This window comes from Sinomicrobium oceani (assembly GCF_900119185.1).
Classification (GTDB): Bacteria; Bacteroidota; Bacteroidia; order Flavobacteriales; family Flavobacteriaceae; genus Sinomicrobium; species Sinomicrobium oceani.
Window position 1 is genome coordinate 42,349 of record NZ_FPJE01000006.1, and the last position, 14,877, is coordinate 57,225.

The window sequence follows — 14,877 nt, forward strand, 5'->3', positions numbered from 1 at the left end:
ATGTAAATGACCCGAAACTACATAACAGGCCGGTTGAATACACTGTCAGCCGGCCTGTTATTTGATACAAAGTTAGTCGGGAAGCCGGCAGATATACGGCACATAAGTTATCCCGGAATATCCTGTAGTCTGGCGAGGTAATCGTAATGCGCACCTTCCAGAATGAGTTCACACCCGAAACCATTGGATATCGCTGCATTTTGCAGGGTATTGTAGTCTGCATACAGCCATGGAAAGTTATTACTCTGTTCTTTTTTGTAACGCATTTGAAATTCGATTTCCCCATAGTAATCAGGGTAGGAAGGAATCCATCGGCCACCGTCATCATCCCCGTCGAACATGTAAATAATATCCGAAGAATCGAGGAGTATCTGTCCCCCCGGGCGAAGCAGGGTACGGAGATGATTTAAAAATCCGGAGATATTCTTCAGGCGGCCACATATCCCCAGGCCGTTCATCAGCAACAGGACAGTGTCGAATTTTTCATTATCGTACTGCATGACATCCTGTACCAAAACCTGTTTTACTCCACGCTCACGACAGACCTCCACAGCTCCGGGAGACGTATCTATGGCCGTGACCTCCAGTTTTTTTTCACACTGAAGGTACAAAGCATGGCTTCCTGCTCCGCAACCCACATCGAGCACTTTACCCCTGGCAAGTTGCAGTGCCTTCTGTTCTATGGGAGGCATTTCGTCATAGCTACGGAAAAAATAAGGCAGCGGTAGCGTATCTTCTTCCGAAATAGAAGTTTCCGTGATGATGTCTTCGGTATAGTTTCCCTGTTGGAAGTCGAGAAGGGCTTTCCCGATAATATCTTTTTTCTTCATAAGTACCCTGTATTGCAGGTGTTTTTTAGTGTTACGGCTATAGTAGTCACAGGTTTTTAAAGACCCGTTCTCAAAATCGGAGTCCGCCTGCACGAAAACCCGTTTCTATATCCTAATTTTGCACTATGGATGATTTACTGAAACAGCTCCCGCAACTCGCCAAAGATAAGCATAAGGAAAACAAGAAGTACTTTGCCAGACTCAAAAAGAAACCGCCGAAGAACCTGGATTACATGATGCAGGAACTTCACGAAGAAGAGTTTGAGCGGACGGACTGCCTGCAATGTGCCAATTGTTGTAAAACTACGGGACCGTTGTTTACCAATGCGGATATAGAACGCATAGCAAAACACTTCCGGATGAAACCCCAGCAATTTATAGATACCTACCTGCAGATCGATGAAGACAACGATTATGTGTTGCAGCGTGTTCCCTGTGCCTTTTTAGGGTACGATAACTATTGCTCTATTTACGAAGTACGTCCCAAGGCGTGTAGGGAATATCCGCATACCGACCGTAAAAAGTTTCATCAGATTACCAATCTCACCCTGAAAAATACTGCGATCTGTCCGGCCGCTTTTCACATCGTGGAAGCTATGAAGAAAAGAATGCCCTGAGGATCATGCATTCGGAACTACAGGATTTCCGCAACCCTGGCATTGACAAATTCCAGGAACTGTTCGTCTTCCTCCGTAAACGGATCGGGAGTATGCGAATCGATATCGATCTGCCCGATGTTTTCTCCGTTTACAAAAAGCGGGATAACAATTTCTGCTTTCACATAAATACTACACGCTATATAATTGTTTTGGGCTTTGACATCCGGCACCACGAAATTTTTATTGGATACGGCAACCTGTCCGCATATCCCTTTACCGAACGGGATGATCGTATGATCGGTAGGTTCTCCGGCAAACGCTTTGAGTTTTAGTTCTTCCTTATCTCCGTTTTTAAAGTAAAAACCGACCCAGTCATAATAAGAGACATGCTCTTTCAGCAATTCGCAAATCCCGGTAAGGCGGGCTTCTATTGAAATTTTTTCCGCAAGTATGTTTTCGACCCGGGGTCTCAGTTCTTTAAAATTCATAACACATGGTTTAGCGGACAAATTTAGGGAATAAACCGATAATTTACGGTATGTAAAACGTAACGGGCGACGAAGCAGGGACGGAAAAATGACCGTGTTCAGGTAACACCGTAAATATCCATAACTGTTAACAATGTCGAAAAAAAATATTTCGAATGGAATATTTACTATGAACTCGTTTAAACTTTTTCCTTTTTGAAGGGTTTGAACTTTTTCAAGGCTAATACAATAAAAGCAAGATAGTTAAACCCTGTCCAGCTTGCCACGGTAGTATCAAACCTGTTTAGTAACGACCGGAAACTGTCCATCCATGCATTGGTACGCTCGATGACATAGCGTTGGTCATAAAGTTCTTTGTCAAAATAGTCATCTCTGTCCCTGTCACCGTTGCGTCTGTTGAAGCAGATATTGGCATTGATTTGCTCTTGGGCACAAGCCTGTCGAAAATCTTTGGAATCAAAGCCCGCATCAGCATTGAGGAATAATCCCTCCACACTCAGGTCAGCATCTTTCAGCGTGCCAGTAACGACTTCAAACTGCACCTCAATGTCATACAGGTCATTATGGTTGCCTGCCAGAGGTTCAGACATCGCCAAAGGTAGCCCCTGCCTTTCGCTAAGATACAGGGCATTAGTAGTTTTACGCCTCTTACGAGCTTGATATTCTACTTGTTCCCCGCCCTTGATGGCCGAGGTGTGACTGCCATCCAAGTCCACGCTGGAAAGGTCGAGTTTTGATTTATGGCGGTGGAGAAAGTTCACCCAACAGTCTTTCCAAAAACCACATAGGCACCATTTCCGGTAATGGTAATATACCGACTGCCAACTGAGCACTTTACTGTCAAAAAGGGCTTTTACAGGCAATTGATACCACTGAACACCCGTTTTGAGTTTGTAAAGGATGGCGTTAACAATCTCTACCAATGGAACCGTCGGGGCAAATCCTCGATTCGTCTTTGGTATGTAAGGGACTATTTCCAATGCTATTGTATCTTTGTCAAGTACAGAGTACATAAAGGGTTGGTTTTGATAATTGTATGTTTCGCAACACAAATATCTGCAACCCTTTTTTATTTTTAAAAAAAGTTTAAATCACTTCTATTTTTGTACTGCAATGAAAAAGGTTTTTTTCAAAATATCATCCTTTTTACTCGCCTTTCTGGTGTTGTTTTCTACGGTTTCCTTTACTGTAGAAAAGCATTTTTGTGGAGATTTTCTGGTAGATACGGCGTTGTTTGTCAAGGCAGATAGCTGTGGTATGGTAGCCGAAAAAATCCAAAGCCCTACAATTAAGGATACAGGCAGTAGTGCCTGCACGGTAAGCAAGACTTCCTGTTGTTCTGATGAGATTGCCCTGATACAGGGACAGGATACACTGCAGAAAGCGACAAGCCTGGAATGGCAGCATCAGCTTGTATCTGTACAGGCTTTCGTCTATGTTTACCTCAATCTTTTCGAAGGGTTAAAAGAAAATGTCATTCCCTTCAGGGATTATGCTCCCCCACTTGTTGTACAGGACATTCAGGTTCTGCACGATACTTTTCTCATTTAGTTTTTAGTGATTGTTCCGTATCCGTGAAAATTTTGTACGGATGAGGTATGTCCGGATATGTCCGTTACCCCATCTTTCACGGTTTATCGTTTGCATCACTAAAAACAAGCTTCGATGTTAAATACTATTATTCGTTATTTTTTGCATAACAGGCTGGTTACTGTTCTCCTGCTCCTATTGTTTATAGGATGGGGGCTGGTGACATCGCCTTTTAACTGGAATACCGGTTTTTTGCCCCACGATCCTGTTCCGGTAGATGCCATTCCGGATATCGGGGAGAACCAGCAGATCGTTTTTACCAACTGGCCCGGAAGGTCTCCCCAGGATGTGGAAGACCAGATTACGTATCCGCTGACAACAACACTGCTTGGGGTACCGGGAGTAAGCTCGGTGCGGAGTACTTCTATGTTCGGTTTTTCCAGTATCTATATAATTTTCGATGAAGATGTGGAGTTTTACTGGTCGCGTTCCAGGATACTTGAAAAACTGAATTCGCTTCCCGCCAACCTTCTTCCGGAAGGTGTACAACCGGCCCTGGGGCCGGATGCTACCGGACTGGGGCAGGTGTTCTGGTACACTCTCGAAGGACGTGACCCGGACGGAAATGTTACCGGGGGCTGGGGCCTGCACGAACTGCGTACCGTACAGGATTTTTATGTAAAGTACGGCCTCAGCGCTGTTTCCGGGGTGTCCGAAGTGGCATCCATAGGAGGGTATGTGCAGGAATACCAGGTCGATGTCGACCCCGATGCCCTTAAGGCCTATAATATCGGTATAGACAAGGTGATGATGGCCGTGAAAAATTCCAACAGGGATGCAGGAGCCAAAACCATAGAAGTCAACCAGGTCGAATACCTGGTTCGTGGCCTGGGCTATATCAAATCCGTAAAGGACCTGGAGGAAACAGTAATTTCTGTTAATGCCAATAAACCCGTGCTTGTCCGGGATATCGGCAAGGTGACACTCGGCCCTGCAACGCGACGCGGATTGCTCGACAAGGAAGGTGCTGAGGTTGTCGGGGGCGTAGTTACAGCACGCTACGGATCCAACCCGCTCGAAGTTATTGATAATGTCAAGGACAAGATCGGTGAAATAACTCGTGGACTGCCCCGGAAAACACTGGAAGACGGTACGGAAAGCCAGCTTACCATCGTTCCGTTTTACGATCGTACACAACTCATTCACGAAACCATAGGAACGCTCGAAAATGCCTTGTCACATGAGATTCTCATAAGTATTATCGTTGTGGTGGTCCTCGTGCTCAACCTGAGGGCATCCGTACTGATATCGAGCCTGCTCCCCGTAGCGGTGCTGATGACCTTTATAGTGATGCGTTATGCCGGAGTCGATGCCAATGTTGTAGCCCTGTCCGGAATTGCTATAGCTATCGGGGTGATGGTTGATGTGGGGATCGTTTTTGTGGAAAATATGATCCGCCATCTGGAATCCGGAGAAAATGAGGGGGCGGGAGGAAAGGTGCTCGCAGACATTATCTATCGTGCGACCACAGAAGTCGCCCCGGCCATAACTACGGCGCTTGCCACAACCGTAGTGAGTTTCCTTCCCGTATTTTTTATGGAACACGCCGAAGGAAAACTGTTCCGCCCGCTTGCTTTTACCAAAACCTTTGCGCTTGCCGCTTCTTTTGTGCTCGGGATTATCGTTTTGCCTACCCTCTCTTATTTTGTGTTTTCGATGGGGTCGAAGAAAAAGCACATCAACCGGGTGTGGCATATTTCCCTGGTGGCGGGCGGGCTCATCCTGGCCGTGGTTTTCCGGATGTGGTTGCCGCTGGCGCTCACAGTGATCGGTGTCATAAAGCTGTTCGAACACCGAAGCCCGGAATTCCTCGGTAAGTATGCCTCCGGGATCACGCTGTTTGTCATACTGGGCGTGACCCTGTTTTTTCTGGCAGAGGAATGGGTGCCGTTAGGCCATCAGAACAGCCTGTTCAGCAACTATCTTTTTGTAATCCTCCTACTGGCTTTGATACTTGTGGCCCTGCTTGCGGTGGTCCGGTATTACGAACCCATACTGAAATGGTGCCTCGTACACAAAGGAAAATTTTTGTTGCTGCCTCTGCTTACCGTTTTTCTGGGATTGATGATATGGATAGGTTTTCCGAAGCTTTTCGGCATGGTCGCCCGGGGGGGAGATGCGATAGGATGGAACATCCGAACGACTTCGCTGTGGAGCGGCCTGGCTCATGCATTTCCGGGAACCGGGAAAGAATTTATGCCTGCTCTCGATGAGGGAAGTTTTCTCTTGATGCCTACTTCCATGCCACATGCGGGGATGGAAGAGAACCGGCGTGTCGTCCAGCAACTGGATATGGCGGTAGCCGGAATACCGGAGGTGGACATGGCTGTAGGTAAGATGGGAAGGGTCGAAAGTGCCCTGGACCCGGCGCCGATATCCATGTATGAGAATATCATAAACTACAAGCCGGAATACAGCAGGGACGGGAGAGGAAAGCAGCAGGCCTATAAAACGGATAAAGCAGGCCGTTTTATCCTGAAATCCGGAGATACGCTTACCAATGACGAAGTGCTGGAACAAGGGTTTTCGGACAAAGACCTGGTACAGGATACGGACGGCAGCTATTTCCGGAACTGGAGGAGCACGGTGCAGTCCCCTGATGATATATGGAACGAGATCGTAAGGGTTACCCGGATTCCCGGTGTGACTTCCGCTCCCCGTTTACAACCCATAGAAACGCGCCTGGTGATGTTACAGACAGGGATGCGTGCCCCGATGGGAATCAAGGTTTACGGCCCGGACCTGGAAACGATACAGGATTTCGGGATACAACTCGAAAACCTTCTCAAACAGGTCCCTTCTGTAAAAGAAGAAGCCGTTTTTGCCGATCGTATCGTGGGGAAACCTTATTTGCAGCTGCATATCGACCGGAATGCCATAGCGCGGTACGGCCTGAGTGTAGAGCAGTTGCAACAGGTCATAGAAACTGCGGTAGGTGGTATGCAGGTGACCAGTACGGTGGAAGGAAGAGAACGCTTCCCGGTAAGGGTACGCTATCCGAGAGAACTGCGGGATACCCCGGAAAAAATAAGGAAGATACTCGTGCCGACACCTTCGGGGGCACAGATACCGTTGGGGGAACTGACCAGGACGGAATATGTTCGCGGGCCACAGATGATAAAAAGTGAGGAAACCTTCCTCACCGGTTACGTGCTCTTCGACAAAAAAGAAAACTATGCCGAAGTGGATGTTGTTGACGATGCCGGCCGTTTCATCGAAGAGAAAATAGCTTCGGGCGAATTACAGGTGCCCCGGGGAGTAACCTATAAGTTTTCCGGAAATTACGAAAACCAGGTACGTGCTGTCAAGCGGTTGTCAATCGTAATTCCCCTGAGCCTGGTCCTGATCTTTTTACTACTGTATTTCCAGTTCCGTACCGTCGTTGCTTCCACCATACATTTTTCCGGGGTATTTGTCGCTTTTGCAGGCGGTTTCATCATGCTCTGGCTGTACGGACAGGACTGGTTTATGGATTTTGCCGTACTGGGGGTGAATATGCGCGACCTCTTCCAGATGCATACCATAAACCTCAGTGTGGCGGTCTGGGTAGGATTTATCGCCCTGTTTGGAATTGCTACGGATGACGGGGTGATTATGGGAACGTATATCCATCAGGTTTTTGAAGAAAAACAACCCCGGACCGTTCCGGAGGTCAGAGCGGCCGTACTGGAAGCCGGGCTCAAAAGGGTCCGTCCGGCCATGATGACAACAGCCGTAACCATTATCGCCTTACTTCCCGTGCTGACTTCGACCGGGAAAGGATCGGATATTATGGTGCCCATGGCCATTCCTACAGTTGGTGGGATGTTCATACAGATTATGACCATGTTTGTCGTCCCTGTGCTGCAGGCCTATTGGAGAGAAACCGTCGTAAAAAAGGAAAATGCCGGAAACGGACAAAACGAAATCTTACAGTCATGAAAAAGATAATCCGGATCATAAGTATAGCATTGCTGCCTTTTATGGTAAATGCACAGGCCCTTGATGATTATCTGCAGATCGCTGCCGAAAACAACCCTGAGGTGAAGGCCTCTTACGCCCGTTTTGAAGCAGCCATGCAAAAGGCCCCACAGGTGAGCAGCCTGCCCGACCCTACACTTACGATGAGTGCCTTCGGGAAAATGATAGAGACCCGGCTGGGAAGGCAGGAAGCCAAATTCTCGCTGATGCAAATGTTCCCCTGGTTCGGGACGCTGAAAGCTCGCGAAGACGCTGCAACTTCAATGGCAGAAGCCGGTTTTCAGCAATACCTGGACACCCGGGAAGAACTTTTTGTAAAGGTAAAGACAGTCTATGCGGAAATGTACGAACTTCAGGCGACCATCCGTATACAGGAGGAAAATATGGAAGTGCTCAACACCTTCCGCGAACTGGCACTGTCCAGGTTCCGTAACGGCAAGGCGGCCATGGTAGACGTGGTACGGGTGGATATGAAACGGAATGATGCCGGGACAGAGATCACCCTGCTCAAAGATAAAAGGGCATCGGTAGCGTACCGTTTCAATGCGCTGCTGAACGTGGCTTATGACAGCGAAGTGGTCTTTCCCGAAACGCTTCCCGCCCTTCCCGAAGGAGAAGGGATGGAACAGGGAAATATTGAAGGCGACAGTCTTTTTGCCGCGCATCCGAAAATGCAACAACTGGACAAGCAAACGGCTTCTTATGCGGCACAGCGAAGAGCGGCCGTGAAGCAGGGCCTGCCCATGATCGGGATCGGGGTGGATTATTCCATCATAAGTAAACAGACGGAGATGAACCCTGAAAACAACGGGCAGGATGTGATTATGCCTATGCTCTCGGTGAGTTTGCCCGTTTTTCGGAAACAGCATAAGGCGAGGGTGAAGGAAGCGGACTTCCTGGCCGAAGCGGCCCGACAGGAAAGTGTTGCGGTACGGAACCGGTTGAGGGCCGATTACGAAATGGCCCGTTACGACATCAGGAAAGCACAACAGCGCATAGCACTGTACGATAAACAGCTCGAAAGTACCGGGCAGGCCATGAAGTTATTGTTGTCGTCTTATGGCAATACTGATAGTACTATGGACGAGATACTGCGCTTGCAGCAGGAAAAACTGCTTTACCAGGCCGCAAAAATAACAGCCGAAAAGGATGGTTTTTCGGCGTATGCCAGGAAAGCATACCTGTTATCGGAAGACTAAATTATCATTGGTATGTACAAGGTGAGAAGGCCGGAAACCGGCAGTAAGTACGGATACACTACAAACTAATAAACTAAATGAAAGCAAAAAACAAGAATATACTGATCATGGGCGGACTCCTGCTTTTAGGATTTCTGCTCGGATGGCTGTTTTTCGGTGGAGGCCGGGAGTCGTTGCCTACACATGATCACGCAGCCGAAAGTGGGGTAGAGGAAGTGTGGACCTGTTCGATGCACCCGCAGATCAGGCAGAACGAACCGGGAAAATGTCCTATTTGTGGAATGGACCTCATTCCCCTCGAAGGCGATGCATCCGAAGGCGACCCCGCAGTGGTAGCCATGAGTGAAAATGCGGTGAAACTGGCCAATATCCGAACGATGACGGTGGGAAGGCAGGCGACCGAAAAAACGCTTCGGCTCAACGGAAAGGTCGTTCCCGACGAACGTAAGGTGTATGCACAGACCACTCATGTGCCCGGGCGGATAGAGAAACTCAGTATCAATTTTACCGGTGAAAAGGTACGGAAGGGACAAACCCTCGCCGTGGTGTATTCGCCGGAGCTGGTGACCGCCCAGGAAGAATTGTTGCAGGCCTATACCATGCGAAATACCCAACCCGAACTTTTCGAAGCGGCCAAGCAAAAACTGCGGAACTGGAAAATCGGGGAGGCACGGATTAACAACATACTGGAAAACCGAAGTCCTTTGCAGCGTTTTCCTATCGGTGCCGATGTCAATGGTATTGTAACCGAACGCAAGGTGGAACTGGGGGATTATGTGGAACGCGGAATGCCCCTCTATGAAATTGCCGATCTTTCGGCCATGTGGGTGCTTTTTGATATTTACGAAAGTGAAATGACCTGGATAAAAGAAGGAAGTACGATAAAATATACCATCGCTTCGTTGCCCGGAGAGACCTTTGAGGGCAAAGTTACTTTTGTCGATCCGTTGATCGATGCACAAACCAGGGTGGCAACGGCCCGTGTGGAAGTGTCCAATAAGGACGGAAGGCTCAAACCCGAAATGTTTGCTTCGGGGGAAATGCACATCGTACCGGGAGCAACGTCGGAGAAAGCCATTGCGATTCCGGAAAGCGCCGTGTTGTGGACAGGAGAACGTTCGGTAGTCTATACGCGGGAAATGGGTGGAGGACGGCCATCGTTTAAAATGCGGGAAGTCGTTCTCGGTCCGTCTCTCGGAGGAGCTTATACGGTAGAAAAAGGCTTGGAAACCGGTGATGAGATCGTAGTGAATGGCACCTTTACCGTGGATGCGGCCGCCCAGCTGGCGGGAAAACCCAGTATGATGAATCCGGACGGCGGAGACAGCGGGATGGGCCATCATCATGGCAGCGGAACGCCTGTTTCAGGTAATACCGGGGAAAGAAGGATGCCTGAAAAGGCGGAAATTTCTCTCGAAGCCAGGCAGGCTGCAGAGCAGGTAACCCGGGCTTATCTCGAACTGAAAGATGCGCTTGTAGGAGGCGATGTCCCGGAAGCGGGGAAAGCCGTTTTGAATATCGGTGCTGCACTTGACGGTGCTGACATGTCGTTGTTCAAGGGTACGTCTCATCAGTATTGGATGGATTTCCGGGAAGAGGTAACGCCCCACCTCGAGCGTATGACCAGTACCAGCGACCTGGAGGAGATGCGTCGCTCGTTCAAACCGCTGTCTGAAAGTGTGATCCGAATGGCTCATGCATTCGGACCGTTTTCCGTAACTTTATACGTGCAGCACTGCCCTATGGCAGATTCCGATAACGGGGCGGACTGGCTGAGTTTGTCCCGGGAAATACACAACCCGTACTTCGGGGCTATGATGCTGAAATGCGGAGAAATTACCGATGAGATCAAATAAACAAGAATAACGTTAAATTACATACTAATGAAAAACAGATTTGTAACGGTCATGATGGCATTTATGACCCTGACGGGAGTGTATTCCTGTAAAGAGGAAAAGAAAGAAAATGTAAAAACCGTGGAGATGCATGAGCATCATGAAGGGGATAAAGGAGAAACGGATCATCGTGATATGGCCGGATCACCTGTCTTTAAAAATGAAAAATTCGGTGAGGCTTACGGGCATTACATCCATATCAAAACGGCTCTCGTGCGTAGCGATGCCGGAGAGGCTCAAAACGGAGCAAAAATGCTGGTGAAGGCGCTTGGTGCAACAGAAAACAACGGAAAGGGCCTTGAATTTGCCACAGCCATCGAAAAAAGCGATGATATTGACGTGCAGCGAAAGGCTTTTTACGGACTTTCCGAAGCTTTCACAACAATGATAGATGGACAAATAGCTTCCGGAACGGTCTACAAACAGTTCTGCCCTATGGCCTTCGATTTCGAAGGTGCTTACTGGCTATCTTCCGAAGAAGAAATACGTAATCCGTACTTCGGTGATAAGATGTTGACATGCGGGGAAGTCAGGGAAAGGTTCAATTAAGCATAATATGAGAATGCAGGACCAACCGGATTATCAATGGTTGGCCCTGCATTCTCATAATTAATTAACTATGAAACTTCATATCAAAAACATGGTGTGCAGCCGCTGTAAGATGATTGTCCGTTCCGAGCTGGAAAAACTCGGATTAGAACCCGTATCCGTAGAACTGGGCGAGGTAAAACTGTCTTCTGATATTTCGAAAGAACGAAAATCAGAGGTGGAGAGGATGTTACAGCACTATGGATTTGCACTTATAGATGATAAAAAAAGCAGGTTGATCGAGAAGGTGAAGAACAGGATCATAGCGCTTGTTCATGGCCTGGAAAAAGATTTTCCAAAGACAAATCTTTCCGGATATCTCAGTGCGGAATTGCACCACGACTATACTTACCTGAGTAACATTTTTACCCAGACGGAAGGTACGACCATCGAAAAATATTTTATCGCACAACGTATAGAGCGAGCCAAGGAACTCCTGGTGTATGACGAGTTGTCTTTGAGTGAAATTGCATTCCTGCTACATTATTCGAGTGTCGCACACCTCAGCAGACAATTTAAAAAAGTCACCGGGCTGACGCCCTCCCATTTCAAAAAACTGGGAGAACATCGGAGAAAGCCCTTGGAAGAGATATGATTGTCCTACACCTACAGAGTAATATGTTTTGAGGGACAAAAAAGGATCCGGGACCATTTGATCCATATCCTGCCTTAATTACAAAAGTATTTTTTAATATTTTTGTTTGTTATGGAAAACAAGGAGGAAAAGCAACTGGTAGGAGTAAAAGAGATTGCCAGGAGGGCTAATGTCTCTACTGCTACGGTAGACCGGGTACTGAACAACCGTTCGGGGGTTTCGGCTAAGACCAAAGAGCGTATTCTGGAAATAGTCCGCGAACTGGATTATAAGCCGAATATCATGGCACGGCGGCTGGCTTCGAGAAAAACCCTTGCTTTTGCTGTATTGATCCCCGGGGTTTCCGAAGAGACCGGCTACTGGGCTGCCCCATTAAACGGGGTTAACAAAGCTTCCGGGGAGCTCAAGGATTTCGGTATTACGGTAGATACCTATTTTTTCGATCAGAACGATAAATCTTCCTTTATCGCAAATGCCTCGCAAATTCTCGATAGAAAATATGACGGCGTTGTACTCGCACCGATGTTCGAAGACGAATCCGTAGCCTTTATCAGGGAATGCGAAGCTTCCGGTATCCCATTTGTCTTTATCAATTCCGATATCGAAGATCAGCATAACCTTTGCTATATTGGGCCCGACCTTTTTCAGAGCGGTTACCTGGCAGGCCATCTTATGCACTATATCCTGCGGGCCGGACAGAAAGCACTTATCGTTAATATTTCCAAAGAAATGGACCTGCATCATCACCTGCTGAGAAAAGAAGAAGGGTTCCGGAAGTATTTTTCCGAAAAGAAGCAGGATGTCACCCTTTTAAAGACTGATATACGAAAAACCGACTATGCCTCTATACGATCCGAACTTCACCGGATTCTCGATGAACACCAGGTCGATGTGATTTTTGTAACCAATTCGAGGGTGTCTTCTGTAGCCCGGTTCCTGGAAGAAAACAGCAAAACGGATATTCTTCTCGCAGGATACGATTTTCTCGATGAAAATATTCGTTTCCTCAAAAGGGAAGTTGTGGATTTCCTGATATGTCAGAAGCCTCAGGAGCAGGGATACAGAGGGGTAATGGCTCTTTATGAGACTCTGGTACATCAGCACAGCCTGCCCAGGGAACAATTCATGCCTATTGATATTATAACCAAAGAGAACTACGTGTATTACCAGAATTAAACAACAATATGTAGCACTGTAAATACTATCAGAAATATCTTTCTCAGAATATAGTTTTTACAACATTTATAATACGGGAAGCAAAGTGTAAAGAAAATGCCTCCTGTTTTTTTATCTGTTTTTTCTCCGGTTTTACATTAACCTGGAATCCCCGGTCCCATCTGGGATTAGGAGCTTTTTATCCTGCTTTTTCTATACTATCCTCAAAATAAAAATCATTAATTTATTATCAATAATAATGGCTTTTTATGGAAAATTATTATCTTCGGGCACGTTACCGATTAATAATAATTCATTATAAATTAATTTTATTGTTGTTTTTGTCAGAATTTGAAATTAGAATTTATAGTGTGAAAATTTCAGGTATCCTGAAAAATTAATATAAAAAACCAAAGTGAGATTATTTCGTTATCCGTTTGTCATTTGTAGAGTTTCCGTAATTCAATTACTGTTTTTACTCTTTGTTTTTCCATTGCATTTTATGTATGCCGAAGCCCGGCATACGTTCGAGGTCAGAGGATTCCATCTGGACCTCAGAATACAGGTTATGAAAATGCCGGCTTTAAAGGATTTGGCCCTGGAGCTGAGTGAAAATGGAATTAATACGTTGCTCATGGAGTGGGAGGCCACTTATCCTTACGAAAAACACCGGGTTATAACCGGAGAAAATGCTTATACCCGCAAAGAAATTACGGGTTTTGTAAAATATTGTAATTCCATCGGGATCGATGTGATACCCTTGCAACAGAGTTTCGGGCACGTAGAATATATACTCCGGCATCCGCGGTACCGGGAGCTTCGTGAGGACCAGAAAGACTATTCGCAGGTAAACCCTACAGAAGAAGCTTTATGTAAAGCACTTTTTACCGATTTGTACGAGGATCTCATCACAACACATACTTCGGAATATATCCATATCGGTGGTGATGAGACCTATCTGCTCGGACATTCCGAAGCATCCCGTAAAAAGGCTGAAGAAGTAGGGATGGGCAGATTGTACGGAGATTACCTGAAGATGCTTTGCGACGTTGTGGTCGGGTTGGGAAAACGGCCAGTGATCTGGGCGGATATTGCGCTTAAATATCCCGACGCCCTGGAATTGCTCCCGGAAGAAACCGTACTTGTAGACTGGAATTATGGTTGGGAACTCGACCGGTTTGGCGATCACGGGAAGTTAATACAAAGCGGATTTGAAATCTGGGGGGCACCTGCCCTGCGCAGTGGCCCGGATAATTATTACCTCACCGACTGGCAGAAACATATGGACAATATACATACCTTCATACCACAGGCACGCCAACTGGGGTACAAGGGTATAGTGATGACTTCCTGGTCAACCTCCGGTATTTACTCGCCGGTATTCGAATCGGCAGATAATATCACCGATCTGTACCCGGTAAGACGTGTTTATCCGCTGAGCGGGTTCCGTCTTCTTATCCGGGCCTATCTGGAAAGCCTCCGTACAGAATCTCCCCTGGCCGTGGAAGAATTTATCGTCAGGTATTCGAAGGACACCTACGGACTGAATAAAGGCCAGGCGCTGACCTTCTGGAAAGCACTGACTGCGGCATCTTATGAAATAAAACAGGGAAAAATAGCCGGGGAAGGCATAGATGTCGTGAGCCTGAGCGATAGTGTACGTACTGTTCTGGATGTACTGCGGAGTCTAAAACCTCTTAAAAACAAGGAAGAGTTCCGCCATTATGTGCTGATGACCGAAATACGTTGGTATTACCTTCAGGGAATGCTGGCAGAAGCGGAATTAAACAAACCTTCTTTCCGGGAAGAGGATATTCCGCAACTGCTTCGGGTACTCAAAGATCTGCCTTCGGAGCGTATCGACAAGGAGTTTTCGGTGCTGCACCGCGATGTTCTGTATCCTTCCGAACTGGAAAAGGAAAACAGGCTCAGGAACCACAGGATTGAAATGCTGATCCGGAAACTCACTAACTGATTA

General features: G+C 47.1%; 12 protein-coding genes. 9 read left to right on the plus strand and 3 right to left on the minus strand.

All coding sequences use genetic code 11. The annotated features are described in order from the left end of the window. Positions 1–107: 107 nt before the first annotated feature. The gene (locus BT112_RS06665; RefSeq protein WP_072316726.1) at positions 108–830 is read right to left on the minus strand and encodes a class I SAM-dependent methyltransferase; all 723 of its coding nucleotides are present in this window, start codon (positions 828–830) and stop codon (positions 108–110) included. Between the two features lie 125 nt (positions 831–955). Here BT112_RS06665 and BT112_RS06670 point away from each other — a divergent pair, with 125 nt between their 5' ends. After that, positions 956–1,447, plus strand: a complete 492-nt coding sequence (locus BT112_RS06670) for a YkgJ family cysteine cluster protein (RefSeq protein ID WP_072316583.1) — start codon at positions 956–958, stop codon at positions 1,445–1,447. Between the two features lie 17 nt (positions 1,448–1,464). On the opposite strand, the gene BT112_RS06675 is transcribed toward BT112_RS06670, so the two are convergent. Further along, complete coding sequence (locus tag BT112_RS06675) at positions 1,465–1,917, minus strand: GAF domain-containing protein (RefSeq protein ID WP_072316584.1); 453 nt, start codon at positions 1,915–1,917, stop codon at positions 1,465–1,467. A 179-nt stretch (positions 1,918–2,096) separates the two neighbouring features. Then, a complete protein-coding gene (locus tag BT112_RS06680) occupies positions 2,097–2,930 on the minus strand; it encodes an IS5 family transposase (RefSeq protein WP_072316585.1) in 834 nt (277 codons plus the stop codon). Between the two features lie 100 nt (positions 2,931–3,030). Here BT112_RS06680 and BT112_RS06685 point away from each other — a divergent pair, with 100 nt between their 5' ends. The 8 genes from BT112_RS06685 (at position 3,031) to BT112_RS06720 (ending at position 14,874) form a co-directional block, all read left to right on the plus strand. After that, positions 3,031–3,468: an HYC_CC_PP family protein gene (locus BT112_RS06685; protein ID WP_072316586.1), complete on the plus strand. Its 438-nt coding sequence runs from the start codon at positions 3,031–3,033 to the stop codon at positions 3,466–3,468. A 114-nt stretch (positions 3,469–3,582) separates the two neighbouring features. Continuing rightward, complete coding sequence (locus BT112_RS06690; protein WP_072316587.1) at positions 3,583–7,428, plus strand: efflux RND transporter permease subunit; 3,846 nt, start codon at positions 3,583–3,585, stop codon at positions 7,426–7,428. Next, positions 7,425–8,666 carry a TolC family protein gene (locus tag BT112_RS06695; RefSeq protein ID WP_072316588.1) on the plus strand — a complete coding sequence of 414 codons (1,242 nt, stop codon included), beginning with the start codon at positions 7,425–7,427 and terminating at the stop codon, positions 8,664–8,666. Before BT112_RS06690 ends, BT112_RS06695 begins: the two co-directional genes overlap by 4 nt. 77 nt (positions 8,667–8,743) lie before the next feature. Continuing rightward, a complete protein-coding gene (locus tag BT112_RS06700) occupies positions 8,744–10,522 on the plus strand; it encodes an efflux RND transporter periplasmic adaptor subunit (protein WP_072316589.1) in 1,779 nt (592 codons plus the stop codon). A gap of 27 nt (positions 10,523–10,549) precedes the next feature. Further along, complete coding sequence (locus BT112_RS06705) at positions 10,550–11,110, plus strand: DUF3347 domain-containing protein (protein WP_072316590.1); 561 nt, start codon at positions 10,550–10,552, stop codon at positions 11,108–11,110. A gap of 70 nt (positions 11,111–11,180) precedes the next feature. Further along, positions 11,181–11,744: an AraC family transcriptional regulator gene (locus tag BT112_RS06710; protein WP_072316591.1), complete on the plus strand. Its 564-nt coding sequence runs from the start codon at positions 11,181–11,183 to the stop codon at positions 11,742–11,744. A gap of 111 nt (positions 11,745–11,855) precedes the next feature. Next, positions 11,856–12,920, plus strand: coding sequence for a LacI family DNA-binding transcriptional regulator (locus tag BT112_RS06715; protein WP_072316592.1), 1,065 nt, complete (start codon positions 11,856–11,858; stop codon positions 12,918–12,920). A 394-nt stretch (positions 12,921–13,314) separates the two neighbouring features. Continuing rightward, on the plus strand, positions 13,315–14,874 hold the full coding sequence (locus tag BT112_RS06720) for a beta-N-acetylhexosaminidase (RefSeq protein WP_217652334.1): 1,560 nt from the start codon (positions 13,315–13,317) through the stop codon (positions 14,872–14,874). Positions 14,875–14,877 lie beyond the last annotated feature (3 nt).

Coding starts and splice junctions, on each gene's coding strand:
- BT112_RS06665 (WP_072316726.1), bottom strand. CDS start 830: ATGAAGAAAAAAGATATTATCGGGAAAGCCCTTCTCGACTTCCAACAG.
- BT112_RS06670 (WP_072316583.1), top strand. CDS start 956: ATGGATGATTTACTGAAACAGCTCCCGCAACTCGCCAAAGATAAGCAT.
- BT112_RS06675 (WP_072316584.1), bottom strand. CDS start 1,917: ATGAATTTTAAAGAACTGAGACCCCGGGTCGAAAACATACTTGCGGAA.
- BT112_RS06680 (WP_072316585.1), bottom strand. CDS start 2,930: ATGTACTCTGTACTTGACAAAGATACAATAGCATTGGAAATAGTCCCT.
- BT112_RS06685 (WP_072316586.1), top strand. CDS start 3,031: ATGAAAAAGGTTTTTTTCAAAATATCATCCTTTTTACTCGCCTTTCTG.
- BT112_RS06690 (WP_072316587.1), top strand. CDS start 3,583: ATGTTAAATACTATTATTCGTTATTTTTTGCATAACAGGCTGGTTACT.
- BT112_RS06695 (WP_072316588.1), top strand. CDS start 7,425: ATGAAAAAGATAATCCGGATCATAAGTATAGCATTGCTGCCTTTTATG.
- BT112_RS06700 (WP_072316589.1), top strand. CDS start 8,744: ATGAAAGCAAAAAACAAGAATATACTGATCATGGGCGGACTCCTGCTT.
- BT112_RS06705 (WP_072316590.1), top strand. CDS start 10,550: ATGAAAAACAGATTTGTAACGGTCATGATGGCATTTATGACCCTGACG.
- BT112_RS06710 (WP_072316591.1), top strand. CDS start 11,181: ATGAAACTTCATATCAAAAACATGGTGTGCAGCCGCTGTAAGATGATT.
- BT112_RS06715 (WP_072316592.1), top strand. CDS start 11,856: ATGGAAAACAAGGAGGAAAAGCAACTGGTAGGAGTAAAAGAGATTGCC.